Source organism: Vibrio sp. R11-SG3-ISO9, from assembly GCF_059834255.1.
Genome location: NZ_JCBDGU010000028.1, coordinates 65,533 through 83,996, shown reverse-complemented (window position 1 = coordinate 83,996; position 18,464 = coordinate 65,533). Strand labels below are relative to the sequence as shown.

Below are 18,464 nucleotides of genomic sequence, written 5' to 3'. Positions count from 1 at the left end.
TCCATGCAAGCTCTGCAGCTCTTCATTCAATTGATGCTCCTGCATCAGCTCTAATAGACCTAAGATACCGCTAATTGGCGTACGAACTTCATGGCTGATGGTAGCGAGGAATTGGGATTTGGCCGCGGTTGCACTTTCCGCTTTCTGCCGCGCGTTATCCAATGCTTGTTGTTGTTTCTTGAGGAGGGTGATATCGGTAATCACCGTATTCCACTGCATGGCGCTTTGCTGGTTACTTCGATTCTTGTTCGGCGCTTCCACATCATTTTGTTCGGACGATTTGGAGCTGGTTGTATCCGAGCTATGGGATACTTGGCTGCTGAACTTAACCCACTTAGTTTCGCCAGTGGGGAGCTTCACTTGTTGCTCGCTCTCCCAATGCCCCGTAGGCAAGGCCTGGACAATAATGGTCTCTAACTCGCGTATTCCTTGAGCAGAAAACAGTTGAAATAGCCTCTGTGGCGTGTCTTGAACGGTTTGTGCTGTTAGACCAAACATGTCGTTCACACCGGCACTGACGAAGCTAAATTGAACGCTTAAGGGTTGGTTTATGTCGACTTGAGTGTGCTTTAACACCACACCATCAATGTTATCGGCCAAGGTTTGCAAGTGGGTTTCTGCGGCTCTAGCGCGCTCTTCAGCAATCTTTCTTTGTTTGATTTCAGCCGCCATCTTTCGGTTCCAAAAGACGATCGCTAAGATGATCAAACCTATGGTTAAGCCAATGATGGCTGACCATTTAGCGACTTCGCGAGGCGATAAACCTTCTTGATATTCATACGTTAACCATTTGCTTTCCAGACGCTCGAGCTCCTTTAGAGGCAGGGCGCTAATCGTTTTGTTAAGGATGCTAAGTAGCATAGGGTGGCGGAAGTTAACGGCCATTGCCAGCTGAGCATTGTTTTGCTCGGTAATGGTTCCAGTGATTTTAAACTGCCCTAAGTAGTCTTGATGGAGAAGGGGGGCGGCATGATGCAAAGAAGCCAACACATATTCAATTTCTTCTTTTTGCAACGCTTGGAAAGCACTGACATGATTGATATAGGTTTGTCCCTGACAGGCTAGGCAGAGCGAAGGGAGTACGGTTGCTCCACCACTATTCTCAATGATTCCGATACTCTCGGAACGGCTTGGTGTGAAGCTACCAAAGCGATCCGCTCGACTGAGTATTACCCAAGGCTCGTAACTGTAGGCCTGAGTAAAATCCATATATCTCGCCTTTTCCGAGGTTGGCGTCATGTTGGTCAATAACATGGTTTCACCACGATTAAATGCAACTTCTGCCGCTTCAGTGGTGATGTAGGTCTTGGTCTCAAATGAGACGCCCAGGACGTTACCAATCAGCTTAAGTACATCAGCAGATAGACCATCGTGTTGCTTCTGATCATTGATGAAGTCATAAGGGTACCAATGTCCGTGAACTCCAACAGGAATTGTCGGGTTTCTTTCCAACCACTCTTGCTCTTCTAACGTAAGGTTGAGCGTCCCGTAATTTAAAAGCATTGAGTGTTGAGAAGGCGCAAGCCATTGATTGTATATGGAAGTAAGTGAATCTTGCTTGATGTCTTCTAAGGCAAAGTTAATTCTACTCAATAGCCTATGTTTGCCTTTCTTCACAGCAAAGTGGAGATGGTCAGCGGGTAAATCGGGCAATAATGAAAGCATCAGCGACTCTTGGGGCTGCTCTCTCAACAGGGCTGATAGAGCGAGCGCATCACCGATATAAGCATCAACGTGGTTCTCTTTGATGGCGAGGAAAGCATCTTGCGTACTCGTTAACCTGGTTATCCGACTGTCGGGTAGCAAGCTAGGAAGCAAATCATTCAACGCAAAACCTTCTTCAAGAGCAAGATTGGCTGTCGCGAGATCGCTCAGTTGGTTAATGCTTCGTTGTTGGGTGATTACCGCTCGACGAATTGAAAACATCGGTTCACTGAACGCCATATAATCTTGGCGCTCTTTTGTCGCTGAAACCCCAACCAATAAATCGAGTTCACCTTGTCTAAATGCGTCTAGTACTGCACTGAAAGTAGGATAGAGCGTGAGCTCATATTCAAATCCAGCTTTAATCGACGTTTGATCTAGCATGGTTATCAATAACCCTTCGGTAACGCTGCTACCGCTAGGAGTCTTATGTTGATAGCTATATGGCACCATGTCGTAAGAGGGGAGGCCAACTCTTAGAACAGGCTTGTTCGATGAGCTTATAGTGCTTGAACTCAATGCGTGGTTTGACTGTGCTTGAACTTGAACCTCGGCATGGACATAGAGCGGCTGCGCCACTAAACATAGCCAGATAAAGGGCAGTAAGAAGCGTTTAACTAGGTTTTGAACACAATCGTCATGCATAAAGACATCCTGTCATTAGCGGTTTATTTGTAGAGGAACTAACAGTTAGCTGCGGCTGGCACAGCTTTAACAAGTGGTGGTAGAGCAAAGTTGTCTGCTTGTTGTAATGCCATTTGTTGTAAATGCGCCAAACCACTGCTGTCTGATTGAAGTAGGCTATCTAAATGGCGCTTGAGTTGTTCAACTTTGTCATGTGCTCCTAATGCTTGATAACACACCGCCAGTAAGAAAAATGCCTCGATATCATTTTCAGAAAACTCATTGGTGGATGTGTTTTCGATATGTTGCAGTGCCGAATCTGGTTGATTGAGTTGGATAAGCTGTATGGTGCGACACAACTTGAGTAGTGGTTTGCTGAGTGCATAGCTCTTTTCTGCATGAGAAAGTCTCTGCCATGCCGCTTCCGGTCGCCACAATTGCAGCTCCTTCTCTGTCAGTTTTGAAGAGTCAAACCATAGGATCAGAGCCCGTTTTCCTGATGTATCCCAGATCGAGTGAGGTAGAAGCGGTGCTAAAGATTTTAAATGTTGGGTGGCTTTATCAAAATCGCGGTTGAGCAGTTGTAGCCACACCATGGTATTAGTGAGTTCGATATTGCTACTATTCACTGATAACACATGATCAATCATGCTGTCAGCCATCTCTAACTTATTGGTGTTTAAGCACACTTTTACTTTAAGCCGCTGCAATTTGAGACTGCGCGGGTTGGCCGTGATCAAGGCATCGAGTTGGGTTAGCGCGTCATGATATTGTTGCTTAGCTATCAGGATTTCAACGAGCTTTGTCTTGGCTGGGAGGTAATCATGCAACTGCAACAGGCCGTTGAGCATGGCTTGCGCTTCATCGAGTTTTTGGTTTTTGATAAGGACTTTCGCCATATAGACAATGGCATCTTTCAAAGCTGAAGGATCCGGTGCTTTGGCGAAGAGAGGCTTCACGGCATTGAGACCACTTTTAACGTATGTTTGCTCGAGTGTTGAAAAGTAGTGTTGTCTGGAGAGTCCTGACGTGACACGTTTGATGATATCGTCTGCACGTATCGGTTTAATTAAATACCCATCTGGTTCGAAGTTTGCGTAACCAAAGAAGATATCTTGACTGTCATTACCAGTCACAATGAAAACCAGAGTTTGTGGTTTGATCAGCTCTTTTTGTTGTAAGTACTCCAATAGCTGCAGGCCATTACTGCCAGCACCAAGGTCGTGGTCGACCAATAGAATATCAAATCGGTGTGCTCGACACGCCTCAATAGCATTTTGAGCATTGGACGCACTGATAACGTTGTTGTTAGGTACACCAAGCTTGATAAGAAGCGCTCTGGTCGCACTCTGAATTACGCTACTGTCATCAATGATCAGGTAGCGTGATTGGGCAAGTATATCCATATATTAGCCTTATGACGTTTGAGCCTTTACCGTACATATCCATCTGTTTATCGAATTATTTATCTAGGATTGCACAGCTTATTTATTAGACACTTAAGTGTAGAAGGGCATGTTATGAAATGCCACCTGGTGCATAAAAACAGAGTGTTTTTGGAAAGGGCATCACGTACGTAATAAGGGGGAGGGTATGTAAAAGGTAATAAAAAGCCGCCTAATGATAGGCGGCTTTTAAACGGTATGCGTTTCGCTCTTAGCTTCTTAGCTATGGGCTAAAGAACCATTGCAGCAATCCAACCGAATGCAATCAGTGGAAGGTTGTAGTGTAGGAAAGTTGGTACTACCGTTTCCCATACGTGCTCGTGTTGACCATCTGCGTTAAGGCCAGATGTTGGACCCAACGTAGAGTCAGACGCTGGAGAACCTGCGTCACCCAATGCTGCAGCAGTACCCACTAGTGCGATAGTCGCCATTGGAGAGAAACCAAATGCTGCCGCTAGCGGAACGTAAATCGTCGCAAGAATTGGAATCGTAGAGAACGAAGAACCGATACCCATGGTTACCAGTAGGCCTACAACCAGCATTAGGAGTGCAGCAAGAGGCTTGTTGTCGCCGATTGATGTTGATAGCGCTTCAACCAGAGACTCAACGCCACCAGTTTGTTTCATCACCGCTGCAAAACCTGCTGCTGCGATCATGATGAAGCCGATCATCGCCATCATGTGAACGCCTTTCGTGAACACATCTTGTGTCTCTTTCCATGCAATCACGCCACCAAACGTAAACACCATGAAGCCAGCCAAAGCACCAATGATCATAGAGCCAGTAGAAAGTTGTACAGTCAGTGCTGCTACAATACCCACTGCTGCAACAATGATGTGTTTCTTGTTGATTTGCTTAGTCTCTGTAGAAACCGTTGTAAGTTCAGTTTCTTTGTATTGACGAGGTTTGCGGTAAGTAAAGAACACTGCAGTCAGTAGACCAAAGATCATACCTGCTGCTGGTAGTAGCATCGCGACAGGAACTTGGCTCGCAACAACATTTTCTAGGCCGTTGTCATGAAGGTTCTTTAGCAGGATGTTGTTTAGGAAGATACCACCGAAACCGATTGGAAGAACCATATAAGGTGTGATCAGACCGAAAGTCAGAACACACGCGATCAAACGACGATCGAGGTTCATTTTTGCAAACACGCCTAGTAGAGGTGGAATCAAAATTGGGATGAAGGCGATATGCACAGGGATAACGTTTTGAGAAGACATCGTTACAAGAATAAGTGATGCAAGAATGCCGTATTTCAAACCAGTCGAAGCTGTGCTGTTCTCTTTGCCGTGAATGCGCTTGATAACGCTTTGAGCAAGCAGGTCAGTAATACCTGAGCGTGAGATAGCAACAGCAAATGTCCCTAACATTGCGTAGCTTAGAGCGATAGTCGCGCCGCCACCTAAGCCACTTTCAAAAGCAGCAACGGCATCGTTAAGAGTCATGCCCGACACAACGCCACCGATGATCGCACTGAACGTGAGAGCAACGACAACGTTAACACGCATCAAGGCTAGAACTAGCATGATGCAAACTGATATAACAACAGGGTTCATAATTTTCTCGGAGTGTTGTGTTTAACTATTTTTAATTAATGACATTACGAAAAGACGTGTGTCGATTTTATTTTTATTCTGGTTCAACAAGTGGCCAGCCGCCAAGCGCTTTCCATTTGTTGACAATACCGCAAAACAGTTCAGCTGTTTTCTGGGTATCATACAAAGCAGAGTGTGCTTCTTTGTTGTCGAATTCCATCCCTGCAGTACGGCAAGCTTTAGCCAGAACGGTTTGGCCGTAGGCAAGTCCACTTAAGGCAGCAGTGTCAAAAGTTGCAAAAGGATGGAAAGGGACGCGTTTAAGCTTACAACGCTCACTAGCAGCATTGACGAAGTTTAAGTCGAATGTTGCGTTGTGTGCCACCATAATGGCGCGGCTGCAGTTGGAAGCTTTTTGTTCTTTTCTCACAAGTTTGTAGATCTCTTTGAGGGCTTCTTGCTCAGAGACCGCACCACGTAATGGACTGAAAGGGTCTTTGATGCCGTTGAAATCTAAGGCTTCTTGCTCGATGTTGGCACCTTCAAAGGGCTCGATATGAAAATGAAGCGTCGATGCTGGATGGAGATCTCCGTTTTCATCCATTTTTAGGGTAATGGCACAGATTTCTAATAATGCATCGGTTTTCGCGTTGAACCCTGCGGTTTCCACGTCAATGACTACTGGAAAATAGCCACGGAAACGTTTTTTTAGGGTCAGAGCTTCGTTTTCTACAGTCATGTTAGCCCAAATAAGTGTGATTGAGGCTGCATTATTGCAGATAATAGCAGTGATAAAAACTCCAGAAAGTGATTAATTCATAAATTAGCTACCCACACTCGGCGCGATATTTGCATTAATCTGTTCAGAGAGAATATGCGGCAATTGGCTGCATTGTTAAACGAATTGCTTAAGAGATATTCCCCCTTATGAATAAACGACTAATTACAGGTTCAATTCTGTTTTCGTTACTGATGTCGTCGACGGCGCTTGCGCAAGAGAAGCGATATGGGGCATCTCCTCAACAGTCGACTTGGGAAATGGTGGCAAATACCCCATTGGAATGTCGATTGGTTCACCCAATTCCAAACTTTGGTGATGCGGAGTTTTCATCCCGTGCCAGCAAAAAGATCATATTAGACTTTGAATTGAAAATGCGCCGTCCAATGGGGGCAACACGCAATGTCAGTTTGATCTCTATGCCGCCTCCGTGGCGTCCAGGTGAGAGTGCTGATCGAATGACAACGATTAAGTTTTTCCAACAATTTGACGGCTATGTTGGTGGTCAAACTGCTTGGGGTATCTTGAGCGAGTTAGAGAAAGGGCGTTACCCAACGTTTAGCTACCAAGAGTGGCAAAGCCGAGACCAACGAATTGAAGTGGCACTCTCTTCGGTATTGTTCCAACAGAAATATAATGTGTTCAGTGACTGTATTTCGAATCTACTGCCTTACAGCTTTGAAGATATCTCATTTACGATTCTGCACTACGATCGAAACAGTGACCAGTTGAGTAAGGCATCGCAAAAGCGCTTGAGTCAGATTGCCGAATACATTCGTTATAACCAAGATATTGACCTTGTGCTGGTGGCGACCTATACCGATTCGGCGGACAGCAAAGGTGTTAGCCAAAACTTATCGGAGCGTCGAGCAGAGTCTTTACGTGAGTACTTTAAATCGCTTGGTCTTTCCGAAGAGCGAATTCAGGTGCAAGGTTATGGTAAGCGCCGCCCAATTGCTGATAATGCGTCTCCAATTGGCAAAGATAAGAACCGACGCGTGGTGATTTCGCTTGGACGAACTCAGGTCTAGATTTTACGGTTCTTGCCGCTTTAATAAGTTAACTGATAAAAAATGCCAGTCTGTTGAGACTGGCATTTTTTGTTTCCGGGCAGGAACTAATTCAGACGGAACTTAGCAATGATTTCACAATTGGTTGCGGTATCGATCTTTTCAACCATGGACGCTATCTGGGGGTTCGGGTGACGTTTCATGAAGTCAATCAATGCCTTTTTGCAGCAGCCAATAGAATCGATGAAGCTTGAGCATTGCGTGTTAGGGCACTGAGGAATAAGGGTTAACACTTTTTCAGAAGCCAGTTGAAGATACTTCAATTCATAATCAGTGTCGCCCGCCCAACGCCAAAATTGCGCTAAGTTGTGGCAAGAGATAACTGAAATTAATAGTCGCTCGTCAGCTTCAATATCAGTGCGTTCAGTGATTTTTTCACTGAGAGTCAGAGCTTGCTGATAATGAAGGATGCTTCGAATAGGATCGTCGAGTTGCAGTGCAGTATCGGCAAGTAATGTGTGTTTTTCCCATTCGTTTATCATGATGATAGCTCCCTAATTAAAACTGGCATCAATCTAAACGATAATCATTATCAAGTAAAGTCTAATGATTGAGAATTCGGCAAGATATAGTGTTTTCTGAGACGCGCTGCTACAAAATAGAGGCAAATAAAAAGCGAGCACCATGCTCGCTTTATGTCTTACAGAATGTTGCTATTCAGTGAAGTTTAGATAAGGAATTAACCTTCTAGACCTGCACTTGCTTGTTTGTTTTGAATCAGCTCAATCATGTAGCCGTCAGGGTCTTTAACGAATGCAATGTGAGTTGAACCGCCTTTCACAGGGCCTGGTTCACGAGTAACGTTGCCGCCTGCCGCTTTGATAGCGTCACAAGTACTGTAGATGTCGTCAACGCCAATCGCTACGTGACCAAATGCGTTACCAAGGTCGTACTCAGACGTACCCCAGTTGTAAGTCAGCTCGATTACAGAGCCCTGTGACTCATCGCCATAGCCCACGAATACTAATGTGTATTCGTACTCTTTGTTTTCGTTACGACGAAGTACATTCATACCCATAACGTTTGTGTAGAACTCGATTGAACGGTCAAGATCACCAACGCGCAGCATGGTGTGTAAAATACGGCCATTTGACATAGTGTTTTGCTCCTAGCTTAGATGTTTTTATAGAAAACCGATAATTGGTTAGACTTCGGTCTTCTCTTTGAATTCGCATAAGTCTTCAATGATGCAGCTACCACAGCGTGGCTTGCGCGCCACACAAGTATAGCGGCCGTGCAGAATCAGCCAGTGGTGTACATCTAGCTTGAACTCCTTTGGTACGACTTTAAGCAGTTTTTGCTCAACGTCATCAACAGTTTTACCCATTGCGAACTTACTACGATTCGATACGCGATAAATGTGAGTATCGACGGCAATGGTTGGCCAGCCAAATGCAGTGTTGAGCACCACATTTGCTGTTTTTCGGCCAACACCAGGTAAGGCTTCAAGAGCGGCACGGTCTTCAGGAACTTCGCCGTTGTGCAGGTCGAGCAACATGCGACAGGTCTTGATAGTGTTCTCGGCTTTAGAGTTAAACAGGCCGATCGTCTTGATGTACTCTTTTAGCCCCTCGACACCTAGGTCGTAGATAGCTTGAGGTGTGTTGGCGACAGGATAAAGCTTGTCGGTTGCCTTGTTCACACTGACATCAGTCGCTTGGGCTGATAGTAAAACAGCGATTAACAGCTCAAACGGCGAACTCCAGTTAAGTTCGGTTTGAGGATTCGGGTTGTTCTCCCTTAAACGCTCTAAGATCTGAACGCGTTTGACATTATTCATAGTGACATTACTTTCCAGTTTTAAAGCTTGGAGTCGCTTAAGCGTCAAGCTTGCTCATTTTTGCACTCTTATGAGTGTCTCTATTTATATTTGCAAAAGGGGCTAAATTAGCCCCTTTGAATAGTTTGAACTACGCGTTAGTAACACGAGCACGTTCGATGGTTGGTTTTTCTTGTTTTGGCTGTCTTGCTTTCGCTTGATGGTCGATGAGGTTTTTCAATGCAATCAAGAAGCCAACGCCAATAAACGCGCCCGGCGGAAGCAGTGCCAGTAGGAAGCTATTATCGAATTGGAATATTTCAATTCGTAGTGCGGCTGCCCAATCGCCAAGTAACAGATCCGCACCGTCAAACAGAGTGCCATTACCAATGACCTCGCGCATAGCGCCCAGTACAACAAGAACGGCAGTCATGCCCATACCCATCCAGAAGCCGTCTTGTGCTGCTGGGAGTACGGTGTTTTTAGAAGCGAATGCCTCTGCGCGACCAATAATAATACAGTTGGTTACGATAAGCGGAATAAAGATACCTAGAGACAGATATAGGCCGTAAGCGTAAGCATTCATCAATAGTTGAACGCAAGTTACTAACGACGCGATGATCATGACAAATACGGGAATACGTACTTCTTTTGGAACATGGTTACGAACCAGAGATACGCAAACATTCGAGCCAACTAGAACTAACAGTGTTGCAATGCCCAAGCCTAGCGCGTTAGTCACAGTCGACGACACCGCTAGTAATGGACAAAGGCCAAGCAGTTGTACAAGGGCAGGGTTGTTTGCCCACATACCATTTTTGATTAGTGTTTTATGTTCACTCATTACGCTCCTCCGCAGTTTTTAGGCTGAGATAATAGTGTTTGTTGGTTTTCATTAACGAAAACGACGGCGTTTTTAACCGCTTTGACAACAGCTCTTGGTGTGATAGTCGCACCAGTAAATTGGTCAAAGTCACCGCCATCTTTGCGTACTTTCCATTTATCTTGGTTCGCTTCAGTGACTTGCTTGCCAGTAAATGAAGTGATCCAGTCGGTGACGCGTAGATCGATCTTATCCCCAAGTCCAGGTGTCTCTTGGTGTGAAAGCACACGAGTTCCCAATATAGTACCATCGATATCAAGACCAACGATCACCTTAATCGCACCGTTATATCCATCAGGTGCAATCGCTTCAATCGCAATTGCGCTCGGTTCACCATTGATGGTTGCTATGTACGCTGGCATGGCTTGTTTACTGCCAAGTGCTTCAGATTCAACCAAGGTACAGGATGAAAAAAGTTCATTATCGTGCTTCTCGTGAGGAATCACTTGATTCAAAACCGACAGCAGTTGAGCTTGTTCTTGTAGCTTGATCTGATCTTTGGTCAGGTAGTGAGTCACAGCCACTAAACCAGTCGATGCACAGGCAAAAATCGCAAGGGTTAGACCATTTTTTCTAATCGCATTTAGCATTGTCTGTCGTTTCCTTAATGGCCGTATGTACGAGGTTTGGTGTAGTAGTCGATCAACGGAACGCACATGTTTGCTAACAATACTGCAAATGCAACGCCATCAGGGAAACCACCCCAGCTACGAATAATGAAGACTAAGCCACCGATCATTGCACCGAAAACGAGTCGACCTTTAACCGTGGTTGAGGCTGAAACCGGATCTGTTGCAATGAAAAATGCACCTAGCATAGTCGCACCAGAAAGTAGGTGAACCATAGGCGATGCTGTCTCACCCGGAGTAAGCACACTGAACACCAGACTAAACAGCGCCAGACTCGCTAAGAAAGAAACAGGGATATACCACTGAATCACGCGCTGTTTGATAAGTACTAAACCGCCCAGAAGGTAAGCGATGTTTACCCACTCCCAACCGATGCCTGCAAGCCAGCTAAACTGTGGCTGTGAAAGTGCTTCAGAAGCTGTGTTACCTGCAGCTAATGCTGTCTTAAAGGCATCCAGTGGCGTTGCCATTGTCGTGCCATCGATACCGATACGAGCTTGCTGCAATGATAGGCCTTCATTGTTGAAGCCAGTGAAGATCATCAAGAACGAATCAACAAAACTTGCAGGCTCTGCACTCAAACTGATTGGCGCATTCCAGCTGGTCATTTGTACTGGGAATGAAATCAGCAATACCACGTACGCGACCATGGCTGGGTTAAATGGGTTTTGTCCTAATCCACCATAGAGGTGCTTAGCAATAACAATGGCAAAGAATAAGCCGATAACCATCAACCACCACGGAGAGTGTGGAGGGATTGCAACACTAAGCAACCAAGCTGTCACGACTGCACTGTAGTCACGCAGAGCCATGATAGGTGGGCGCTTACGAAGCAACATAACACCAGCTTCAAAAGCAACGGCGAGCAAAATAGCCAAAACAAGTTGGATAATTGTGCCCCAACCAAAGAAGTAGGTTTGCGCCAATAATCCAGGTAATGCCGCAATCGCCACCCATTTCATTAGATCTGGCGTGCTTCTGCGGCTATGCGCGTGCGGTGAGCTGGCAATAAAGAAGGCCACTACTCTTTCTCCTCAATGTTCTTTTTATTCTGCTCTTGCTGAGCTTTTCTAGCTTTAGCGCGTGCAATAGCGGCAGCGACTGCAGCTTTTTTCGGATCAACCGCTTCGTCTGCTGATTCCGTATCTACTTCTTCCACTTGTGGTTGAGCTTGCTGTGCCTTTTTCGCTTTAGCGCGCGCAATGGCCGCGGCAACTGCAGCTTTTTTCGGATCAACCGTTTCGTCTGCTGATTCCGTTTCTACTTCTTCCACTTGTGGCTGAACTTGCTGTGCCTTTTTGGCTTTGGCGTGCGCAATGGCAGCGGCAACTGCAGCTTTCTTCGGGTCAACCGCTTCGTCTGCTGGTTCCGCTTCTACTTCTTCAGCTTGTGGTTGAGCTTGCTGTGCCTTTTTCGCTTTCGCGCGCGCAATGGCAGCAGCAACTGCAGCTTTCTTCGGGTCAACCGCTTCGTCTGCTGATTCCGTTTCTACTTCTTCAGCTTGTGGTTGAGCTTGTTGTGCCTTTTTCGCTTTAGCGCGCGCAATGGCGGCAGCAACCGCAGCTTTCTTCGGGTCAACCGCTTCGTCTGCTGACTCCGTTTCTACTTCTTCCACTTGTGGCTGAGCTTGCTGTGCCTTTTTGGCTTTGGCACGATCAATGGCAGCAGCAACCGCAGCTTTCTTCGGATCAACCGTTTGGTCTGCTGATTCGGTATCTACTTGTTCAGTTTGTGGCTGAGCTTGTTGTGCCTTTTTCGCTTTAGCGCGTGCAATGGCAGCAGCAACTGCGGCTTTTTTCGGATCAACCGTTTCGTCTTCTGATTCGGTATCTACTTGTTCATTTTGTGGCTGAGCTTGCTGTGCCTTTTTCGCTTTGGCACGCGCAATAGCTGCAGCTACAGCGTCTTTTTTGCTGTCCGAACTCGCATCAGAGTTTGTTTCTGATTGTTGAGCTTTCTTAGCTTTAGCTCGAGCTATTGCGGCAGCTACGGCATCTTTCTTGTTGTCACTGCTTGCGTCTGAGCTTGTTTCTGCCTGTTGGGCTTTTTTCGCTTTAGCGCGTGCAATGGCAGCAGCGACCGCATCTTTTTTGTCTTCGCCTGACGTTTGGTTTTCTGCATTAGCTTGTTGAGCTTTACGCTCTCTTGCTAGCTTCTTACGCTCCTCACGCAGCTTGGACATTTCAGAGTTATCTGGTTCTGCACTGTTGCTTTGTTGAGCCGCAGCTTGTTTCGCTTTTGCTTTCGCAATGGCTGCGGCGACTGCTGGTTTCACAGCAGGCTCTGTACTTGTAGTGTCCGCAGCCGCTTTTTGCGCTTTCACTCGTGCGATAGCTGCAGCAATAGCATCATCCCCGTCAGATGTTTTCATCTCTTTACGACGGTTATCTGCTGCTTTCTTAAAGCGGTTTTCGCGTTCTGCTTTATCGCGTTCCATACGAGCATTTTTCTCTTCAAAACGCTGTTTGGCTCTCTCGGCTGCAGCAGCTTCATCGCGGCGAGTTTTGATTTCGGCTTTCGCTTGGCGGTAGTACTGAACTAATGGGATCTCACTCGGACAGACAAACGCACAAGCTCCACATTCAATACAATCTTTAATGTTCAGTTCTTCACACTTATCGAGCTCATTCGCCTTAGCGTGCCATTGCAGTTGCTGTGGTAATAGAGAAGCTGGGCAAGCCTCTGCACATTGACTACAACGGATACACTCCATTTCATAGCTATTTGGAGAAATCTCGCGACGTGTCGGCGCTAGAATACAGTTCGACGTCTTAGTGATTGGCACATTTTCATGCGGCAGGGTAAAGCCCATCATTGGGCCACCTAGAATGAGTCGCGGTAACTTTTTATCGGCTTTGTATCCAAATTCTTCGAGCAATGCGCTTACTGGTGTGCCCAGTAGAGCCCAAACGTTACGTGGCTGCTTAAAGGTTTTCCCGGTAAGTGTGACTACGCGATTCACAACAGGCTCGCCATCAATAACAGCACGTTTGATTGAGTAGAGTGAGCCAACGTTTTGAACTAATACCCCGATATCGGCTGGAATGCCACCGGCAGGTACTTCTTTGTTGGTCAGGATCTTAATCAGCTGTTTTTCACCACCCGATGGGTATTTGGTAGGGATAACGCGGATGACAATATCTTTCTCTTTCGCGGCAAGTTCGAGAGCTTTGATCGCCTCGGGCTTGTTGTCTTCGATACCAATGACAGTCAGCTTTGGCTGCAGCAGGTGCTCGACAACTTCGATGCCTTTGAGCACTTCGTCTGCGTGCTCTTGCAGTAACTTGTCGTCAGAGGTGATGTAAGGTTCACACTCTGCCGCGTTAACGATTAGAATCTCTGTGCGACCTAATCCTGATTGCAGTTTTTTCGCAGTCGGGAAGCCAGCACCACCCATACCGGAAATACCAGCCTGACGAATGATATCAAGTAGCTCATCTGATGTTTTTTCGGTGTAATCTTCAGTACCTTGGCGCTCGATCCATTGATCATTGCCATCTGGTTTGATCACAATGCTAAGTTCAGATAGGCCAGAAGGGTGCGCTGTCGTTCTTGGTTCGATTGCGACAACGGTACCTGATGTAGGAGCATGAACAGGAAGTGTGAAGCCTGTATCGAGAGCTGTCAGCTGTTGGCCTTTCAATACATTATCGCCAATGGCGACCAGAAGGTTGCCCGCTTTACCAATGTGCTGTTTTACAGGCAGGACAATTTCTTGCGGGATCGCAGCGTGAGCGATAGCTAAACCGTTAGATTGCTTTTTGTTTTCAGCAGGGTGAACACCACCTGGAAATGTCCAAACAGAGCCGGTACGAATTTGTTCAATTAATGAGTTCATACTAACCCTACGCTTGTTTTTCTGCGTTTGCAGCTTGGTTAGTAATATCAGTAACCGGAATCATGTTCATCTGCCATTTCCAATTTTCAGTTGTTGTTGCTACTGGAATCATCTCGATACAGTCTGTAGGGCATGGAGCCACACAAAGATCACATCCAGTACATTCATCTTTGATCACCGTGTGTAGGGCTTTGGTCCCGCCAACAATCGCATCGACCGGACATGCTTGAATACATTTAGTACAGCCGATACACATATCTTCATGAATGAAGGCAACGGTCTTAACTTTGTTGTCGAGATCGTGTGCTGAATCTTCAACTTCTACACCCATCAAATCGGCAAGCTTTTCGATTGTTGCCTGACCGCCTGGAGGACATTTATTGATGTTATCTCCGTTGGCAATAGCTTCCGCGTACGGTCTACAGCCAGGGTAACCACATTGACCACATTGTGTTTGAGGCAGAATAGTGTCGATTTGATCGACGATAGGGTCAGCCTCAACTTTAAATCGGATAGATGCAAAACCGAGAATGGCGCCAAATACAGCGGCCAATACAGCTAAGGCAATAATTGCAATTAAAATGGTACTCATGGTTACTTCACCAATCCTGTAAAGCCCATGAATGCAAGAGACATCAGCCCAGCTGTGATCATCGCAATGGAAGCGCCTTTGAATGGCATTGGTACATCAGCCACGGTAATGCGCTCACGCATAGCGGCAAATAGGATCAGCACCAAAGAGAAACCAATCGATGCACCGAAGCCGTAAACGATCGATTGAATAAAGTTGTGATTCTCGTTGATGTTAAGAAGTGCCACACCTAATACTGCACAGTTGGTTGTGATCAGTGGCAAGAAGATACCCAGAAGTCGGTATAGAGTTGGACTGGTTTTGTGCACAACCATCTCAGTAAACTGAACCACAACAGCAATCACCAAGATGAAGCTCATGGTTCTTAGATACTCAATGCCCAGTGGCGCAAGGATGTAGTTTTCTACAAGGTACGAGCAAACCGACGCCAGTGTTAACACAAACGTCGTGGCAAGGCCCATACCGATTGCCGTCTCCAGTTTTTTGGAAACGCCCATGAAAGGACACAGCCCTAAAAATTTAACTAGCACAAAGTTGTTGACCAGCACAGTGCCAACCAACAACAAAAGGTATTCGGTCATAATGGATTAATTCTTGAAATTCCGATCCCAATATTATCCTGCTTTGCTCACCTAATAACAACCAAGGATCGTTAGGGATTTAGGCAGTTGATGAAAAAATCTACGCCTAATCGTTTGATTCACTTGGTTGTAGCAAGTATAGACGCTCTTAATCCCAAGGATCGTTGCAAAATGTAAGACTAAGAATGCAGATATTACGAGTAGAGTGATACGAAGTTTCGAGGATTTCAGGTCAACAAAAACGCAAAAAGCCGCATCAAGTGATGCGGCTTCTTTAAATTTGGCTCCCCCTGCGGGACTCGAACCTGCGACATACGGATTAACAGTCCGCCGTTCTACCAACTGAACTAAGGGGGAATTGCTTGTTAGCGACGCGAATATTAATAACACCACCGATTTCTGTCAACAGAAAATAGCGACAAAAAAATAGATAAATTACTTTACTTTTCTGTATCCCTTGTAGAATTTGGCTTTGCTTTAGTTATCCACCAAAATTGTGGATAAGTGTGTGGGCGAAACTTTGACAACGCTAATAAGGCGTTTTCTTCGGAAAGGGTGGTTTGTTGTAAGTGATTGGCTAGTATGGCTTTATTCTGATTGTTGGCGCGTGTATAACTTTTTGTGGTTACTGTGTGAACAGCATAAAACGTGGTTATTTCAGATATTTTGGGGAAAAGTCGTGGATGAAAATATTCGAGATTAAGCGGAGAAGCTTGGGTAGGGCGACGGATAATATCAATTAATCTGAATAAAAGCTATAACTTAACAACAATAATATGAAGTGATTATCTCGATAAAGGTTGCATCTATAGCCAACCTAAGGAGACAATACCCTGATTAAATAAACAGTATGGGAATGACAACCTATGAGTAAGCTCTTTGACTTGGTTTCTGACTATAAACCTTCAGGTGACCAACCTACCGCTATTGCAAAGCTGTTAGATGGTTTAGATTCTGGGCTAGCGCACCAAACGTTATTGGGGGTTACTGGTTCGGGTAAGACCTTTACCTTAGCTAATGTCATTTCCGAAGCACAGCGTCCAGCTATTTTACTCGCACCAAATAAAACCCTAGCGGCTCAATTGTACGGTGAGATGAAAGCCTTCTTCCCGAATAACGCAGTTGAGTATTTCGTTTCTTACTATGACTACTACCAGCCGGAAGCTTACGTACCAACCACTGATACCTTCATTGAGAAAGACGCGTCGGTTAACGCACACATCGAACAAATGCGCCTCTCCGCAACTAAGGCCCTGCTTGAACGTAAAGATGCCATTATCGTAGCGTCAGTATCTGCGATATACGGTCTGGGTGATCCCAAGTCTTACCTCAAAATGATGCTTCATGTCTGTCGCGGTGATGTGATTGACCAACGAGATATTCTACGTCGTCTAGCTGAACTGCAATACTCAAGAAACGATGTTGCCTTTGAGCGCGGCCAGTTCCGTGTGCGTGGGGAGGTGATCGATATTTTCCCAGCTGAGTCTGATCAAGATGCCGTTAGAATCGAGATGTTCGATGATGAAGTTGACTGTATTAGTATTTTCGACCCACTTACTGGGGTGGTAAAGCAGCGCGACTTGCCACGTTTTACTGTCTACCCGAAAACGCACTATGTGACGCCACGCGAAACCATATTAGATGCGATTGAGAACATCAAAGAAGAACTGCGTGAACGAGCGCAATACCTAAAAGATAATAATAAACTGTTGGAAGAACAGCGTATTTCTCAACGTACACAGTTTGATATTGAGATGATGACGGAGCTTGGTTTCTGTTCAGGCATCGAGAACTACTCCCGTTATTTAAGTGGGCGTGCGGAAGGTGAAGCACCACCGACTTTATTTGATTACTTACCTGCTGATGGGCTTTTGGTTATTGATGAGTCACACGTAACAGTGCCGCAAATTGGTGCTATGTATAAAGGTGACCGCTCGCGTAAAGAGACGCTGGTGGAGTTTGGTTTCCGTCTTCCTTCAGCACTAGACAACCGGCCAATGAAGTTTGATGAGTTTGAGGCGATTGCGCCACAGACTATCTTTGTCTCGGCGACACCGGGTAACTATGAGCTTGAGAAGTCTGATGGCGATATTGCTGATCAAGTGGTTCGTCCAACAGGTCTTCTGGACCCTGAGATTGAAGTTCGTCCAGTTGCAACTCAAGTCGACGATCTTCTGTCTGAGATTCGTATCCGTTCACAAAAAGAAGAACGAGTACTGGTAACAACATTAACCAAGCGCATGGCTGAAGACCTCACTGAGTATCTTACTGAGCATGATGTTAAGGTTCGTTACTTACACTCAGATATTGATACGGTGGAACGTGTTGAGATCATCCGAGATTTGAGGCTTGGTGAATTTGATGTCTTGGTGGGTATCAACTTGCTGCGAGAGGGCTTAGATATGCCTGAGGTCTCGCTGGTGGCGATCCTCGATGCAGATAAAGAAGGTTTCCTGCGCTCTGAGCGTTCCTTGATTCAGACGATTGGTCGTGCGGCGCGTAACCTACATGGTAAGGCGATTCTTTATGGTGACTCGATCACCAAGTCGATGAAAAAGGCAATTGATGAGACTGAGCGCCGCCGAATCAAACAGATGCAATACAATGAAGAGCAAGGTATTACCCCACAAGCATTGAAGCGCAATGTTAAAGATATCATGGAGCTTGGAGATATCACCAAGTCGAAGAAACAGCGCCAATCTAAACAAGTACCACTGTCTAAAGTGGCTGAAGAGCCAGCTAACTACGCTACATTGAGCCCTCAAGAACTCGATAAAGCAATTAGCAAGCTAGAAGCTGAAATGTATCAGCACGCCCAAAACCTAGAGTTCGAGCTTGCCGCACAGAAGCGTGATGAGATTGAACAGATGAGGCAGCAGTTCATTACCAACAGTTAATCGATAATAATCATTTGCTTGTGACGTAAAAAAAAGCCAGTAGCAAGTAATCTACTGGCTCACATTTGTGGGAATGTCATCCACTAACAACGTCAGTTGGCTAGGTGACCCGTAGGTCAATTAATAATC

At 45.7% G+C, this 18,464-nt stretch carries 15 protein-coding genes and 1 tRNA gene; 2 read left to right on the top strand and 14 right to left on the bottom strand.

The genetic code is table 11. The annotated features are described in order from the left end of the window. From AC6R05_RS08865 to rnt, 4 genes are all read right to left on the bottom strand, one after another. A partial coding sequence (locus AC6R05_RS08865; RefSeq protein WP_500647172.1) for a transporter substrate-binding domain-containing protein occupies positions 1-2,349 on the bottom strand: 2,349 nt, incomplete at its 3' end. Between the two features lie 38 nt (positions 2,350-2,387). Next, positions 2,388-3,734: a response regulator gene (locus AC6R05_RS08860; RefSeq protein WP_500647171.1), complete on the bottom strand. Its 1,347-nt coding sequence runs from the start codon at positions 3,732-3,734 to the stop codon at positions 2,388-2,390. A 269-nt stretch (positions 3,735-4,003) separates the two neighbouring features. Continuing rightward, complete coding sequence (locus tag AC6R05_RS08855; RefSeq protein ID WP_032551986.1) at positions 4,004-5,329, bottom strand: Na+/H+ antiporter family protein; 1,326 nt, start codon at positions 5,327-5,329, stop codon at positions 4,004-4,006. 73 nt (positions 5,330-5,402) lie between these two features. Continuing rightward, on the bottom strand, positions 5,403-6,047 hold the full coding sequence (gene rnt, locus AC6R05_RS08850) for a ribonuclease T (RefSeq protein ID WP_032551987.1): 645 nt from the start codon (positions 6,045-6,047) through the stop codon (positions 5,403-5,405). A gap of 188 nt (positions 6,048-6,235) precedes the next feature. Here rnt and motY point away from each other — a divergent pair, with 188 nt between their 5' ends. After that, positions 6,236-7,117 carry a flagellar protein MotY gene (gene motY / locus AC6R05_RS08845; RefSeq protein WP_032551988.1) on the top strand — a complete coding sequence of 294 codons (882 nt, stop codon included), beginning with the start codon at positions 6,236-6,238 and terminating at the stop codon, positions 7,115-7,117. Positions 7,118-7,203: 86 nt separating this feature from the next. Here the strand turns inward: motY and AC6R05_RS08840 are convergent, their stop codons facing one another. The 10 genes from AC6R05_RS08840 to AC6R05_RS08795 all read right to left on the bottom strand — a co-directional run bounded on the left by AC6R05_RS08840 (position 7,204) and on the right by AC6R05_RS08795 (position 15,795). Next, on the bottom strand, positions 7,204-7,638 hold the full coding sequence (locus AC6R05_RS08840; protein ID WP_150893929.1) for a DUF2753 domain-containing protein: 435 nt from the start codon (positions 7,636-7,638) through the stop codon (positions 7,204-7,206). A 197-nt stretch (positions 7,639-7,835) separates the two neighbouring features. Next, a complete protein-coding gene (gene gloA, locus AC6R05_RS08835) occupies positions 7,836-8,252 on the bottom strand; it encodes a lactoylglutathione lyase (protein WP_150893931.1) in 417 nt (138 codons plus the stop codon). Positions 8,253-8,300: 48 nt separating this feature from the next. Further along, the gene (nth, locus tag AC6R05_RS08830; protein WP_032551991.1) at positions 8,301-8,936 is read right to left on the bottom strand and encodes an endonuclease III; all 636 of its coding nucleotides are present in this window, start codon (positions 8,934-8,936) and stop codon (positions 8,301-8,303) included. Positions 8,937-9,066: 130 nt separating this feature from the next. Next, complete coding sequence (locus AC6R05_RS08825; RefSeq protein ID WP_150869004.1) at positions 9,067-9,759, bottom strand: electron transport complex subunit E; 693 nt, start codon at positions 9,757-9,759, stop codon at positions 9,067-9,069. Next, positions 9,759-10,388: an electron transport complex subunit RsxG gene (rsxG, locus tag AC6R05_RS08820; protein ID WP_500647170.1), complete on the bottom strand. Its 630-nt coding sequence runs from the start codon at positions 10,386-10,388 to the stop codon at positions 9,759-9,761. Before rsxG ends, AC6R05_RS08825 begins: the two co-directional genes overlap by 1 nt. Before the next feature lie 14 nt (positions 10,389-10,402). Beyond that, positions 10,403-11,449: an electron transport complex subunit RsxD gene (gene rsxD, locus AC6R05_RS08815; RefSeq protein ID WP_500647169.1), complete on the bottom strand. Its 1,047-nt coding sequence runs from the start codon at positions 11,447-11,449 to the stop codon at positions 10,403-10,405. Then, positions 11,449-14,265 (bottom strand): electron transport complex subunit RsxC, encoded by a 2,817-nt coding sequence (rsxC, locus tag AC6R05_RS08810; RefSeq protein WP_500647168.1) that lies wholly within the window; start codon positions 14,263-14,265, stop codon positions 11,449-11,451. The genes rsxD and rsxC overlap by 1 nt, the downstream gene beginning before the upstream one ends. Before the next feature lie 7 nt (positions 14,266-14,272). Next, the gene (gene rsxB, locus AC6R05_RS08805; RefSeq protein WP_500647167.1) at positions 14,273-14,857 is read right to left on the bottom strand and encodes an electron transport complex subunit RsxB; all 585 of its coding nucleotides are present in this window, start codon (positions 14,855-14,857) and stop codon (positions 14,273-14,275) included. A gap of 2 nt (positions 14,858-14,859) precedes the next feature. After that, positions 14,860-15,438: an electron transport complex subunit RsxA gene (gene rsxA, locus AC6R05_RS08800; RefSeq protein WP_032551997.1), complete on the bottom strand. Its 579-nt coding sequence runs from the start codon at positions 15,436-15,438 to the stop codon at positions 14,860-14,862. Positions 15,439-15,719: 281 nt separating this feature from the next. Beyond that, positions 15,720-15,795 (bottom strand) — tRNA-Asn (locus AC6R05_RS08795). 509 nt (positions 15,796-16,304) lie between these two features. On the opposite strand from AC6R05_RS08795, the gene uvrB reads away from it, so the two are divergent. After that, a complete protein-coding gene (gene uvrB, locus AC6R05_RS08790; protein WP_152469050.1) occupies positions 16,305-18,335 on the top strand; it encodes an excinuclease ABC subunit UvrB in 2,031 nt (676 codons plus the stop codon). Positions 18,336-18,464 lie beyond the last annotated feature (129 nt).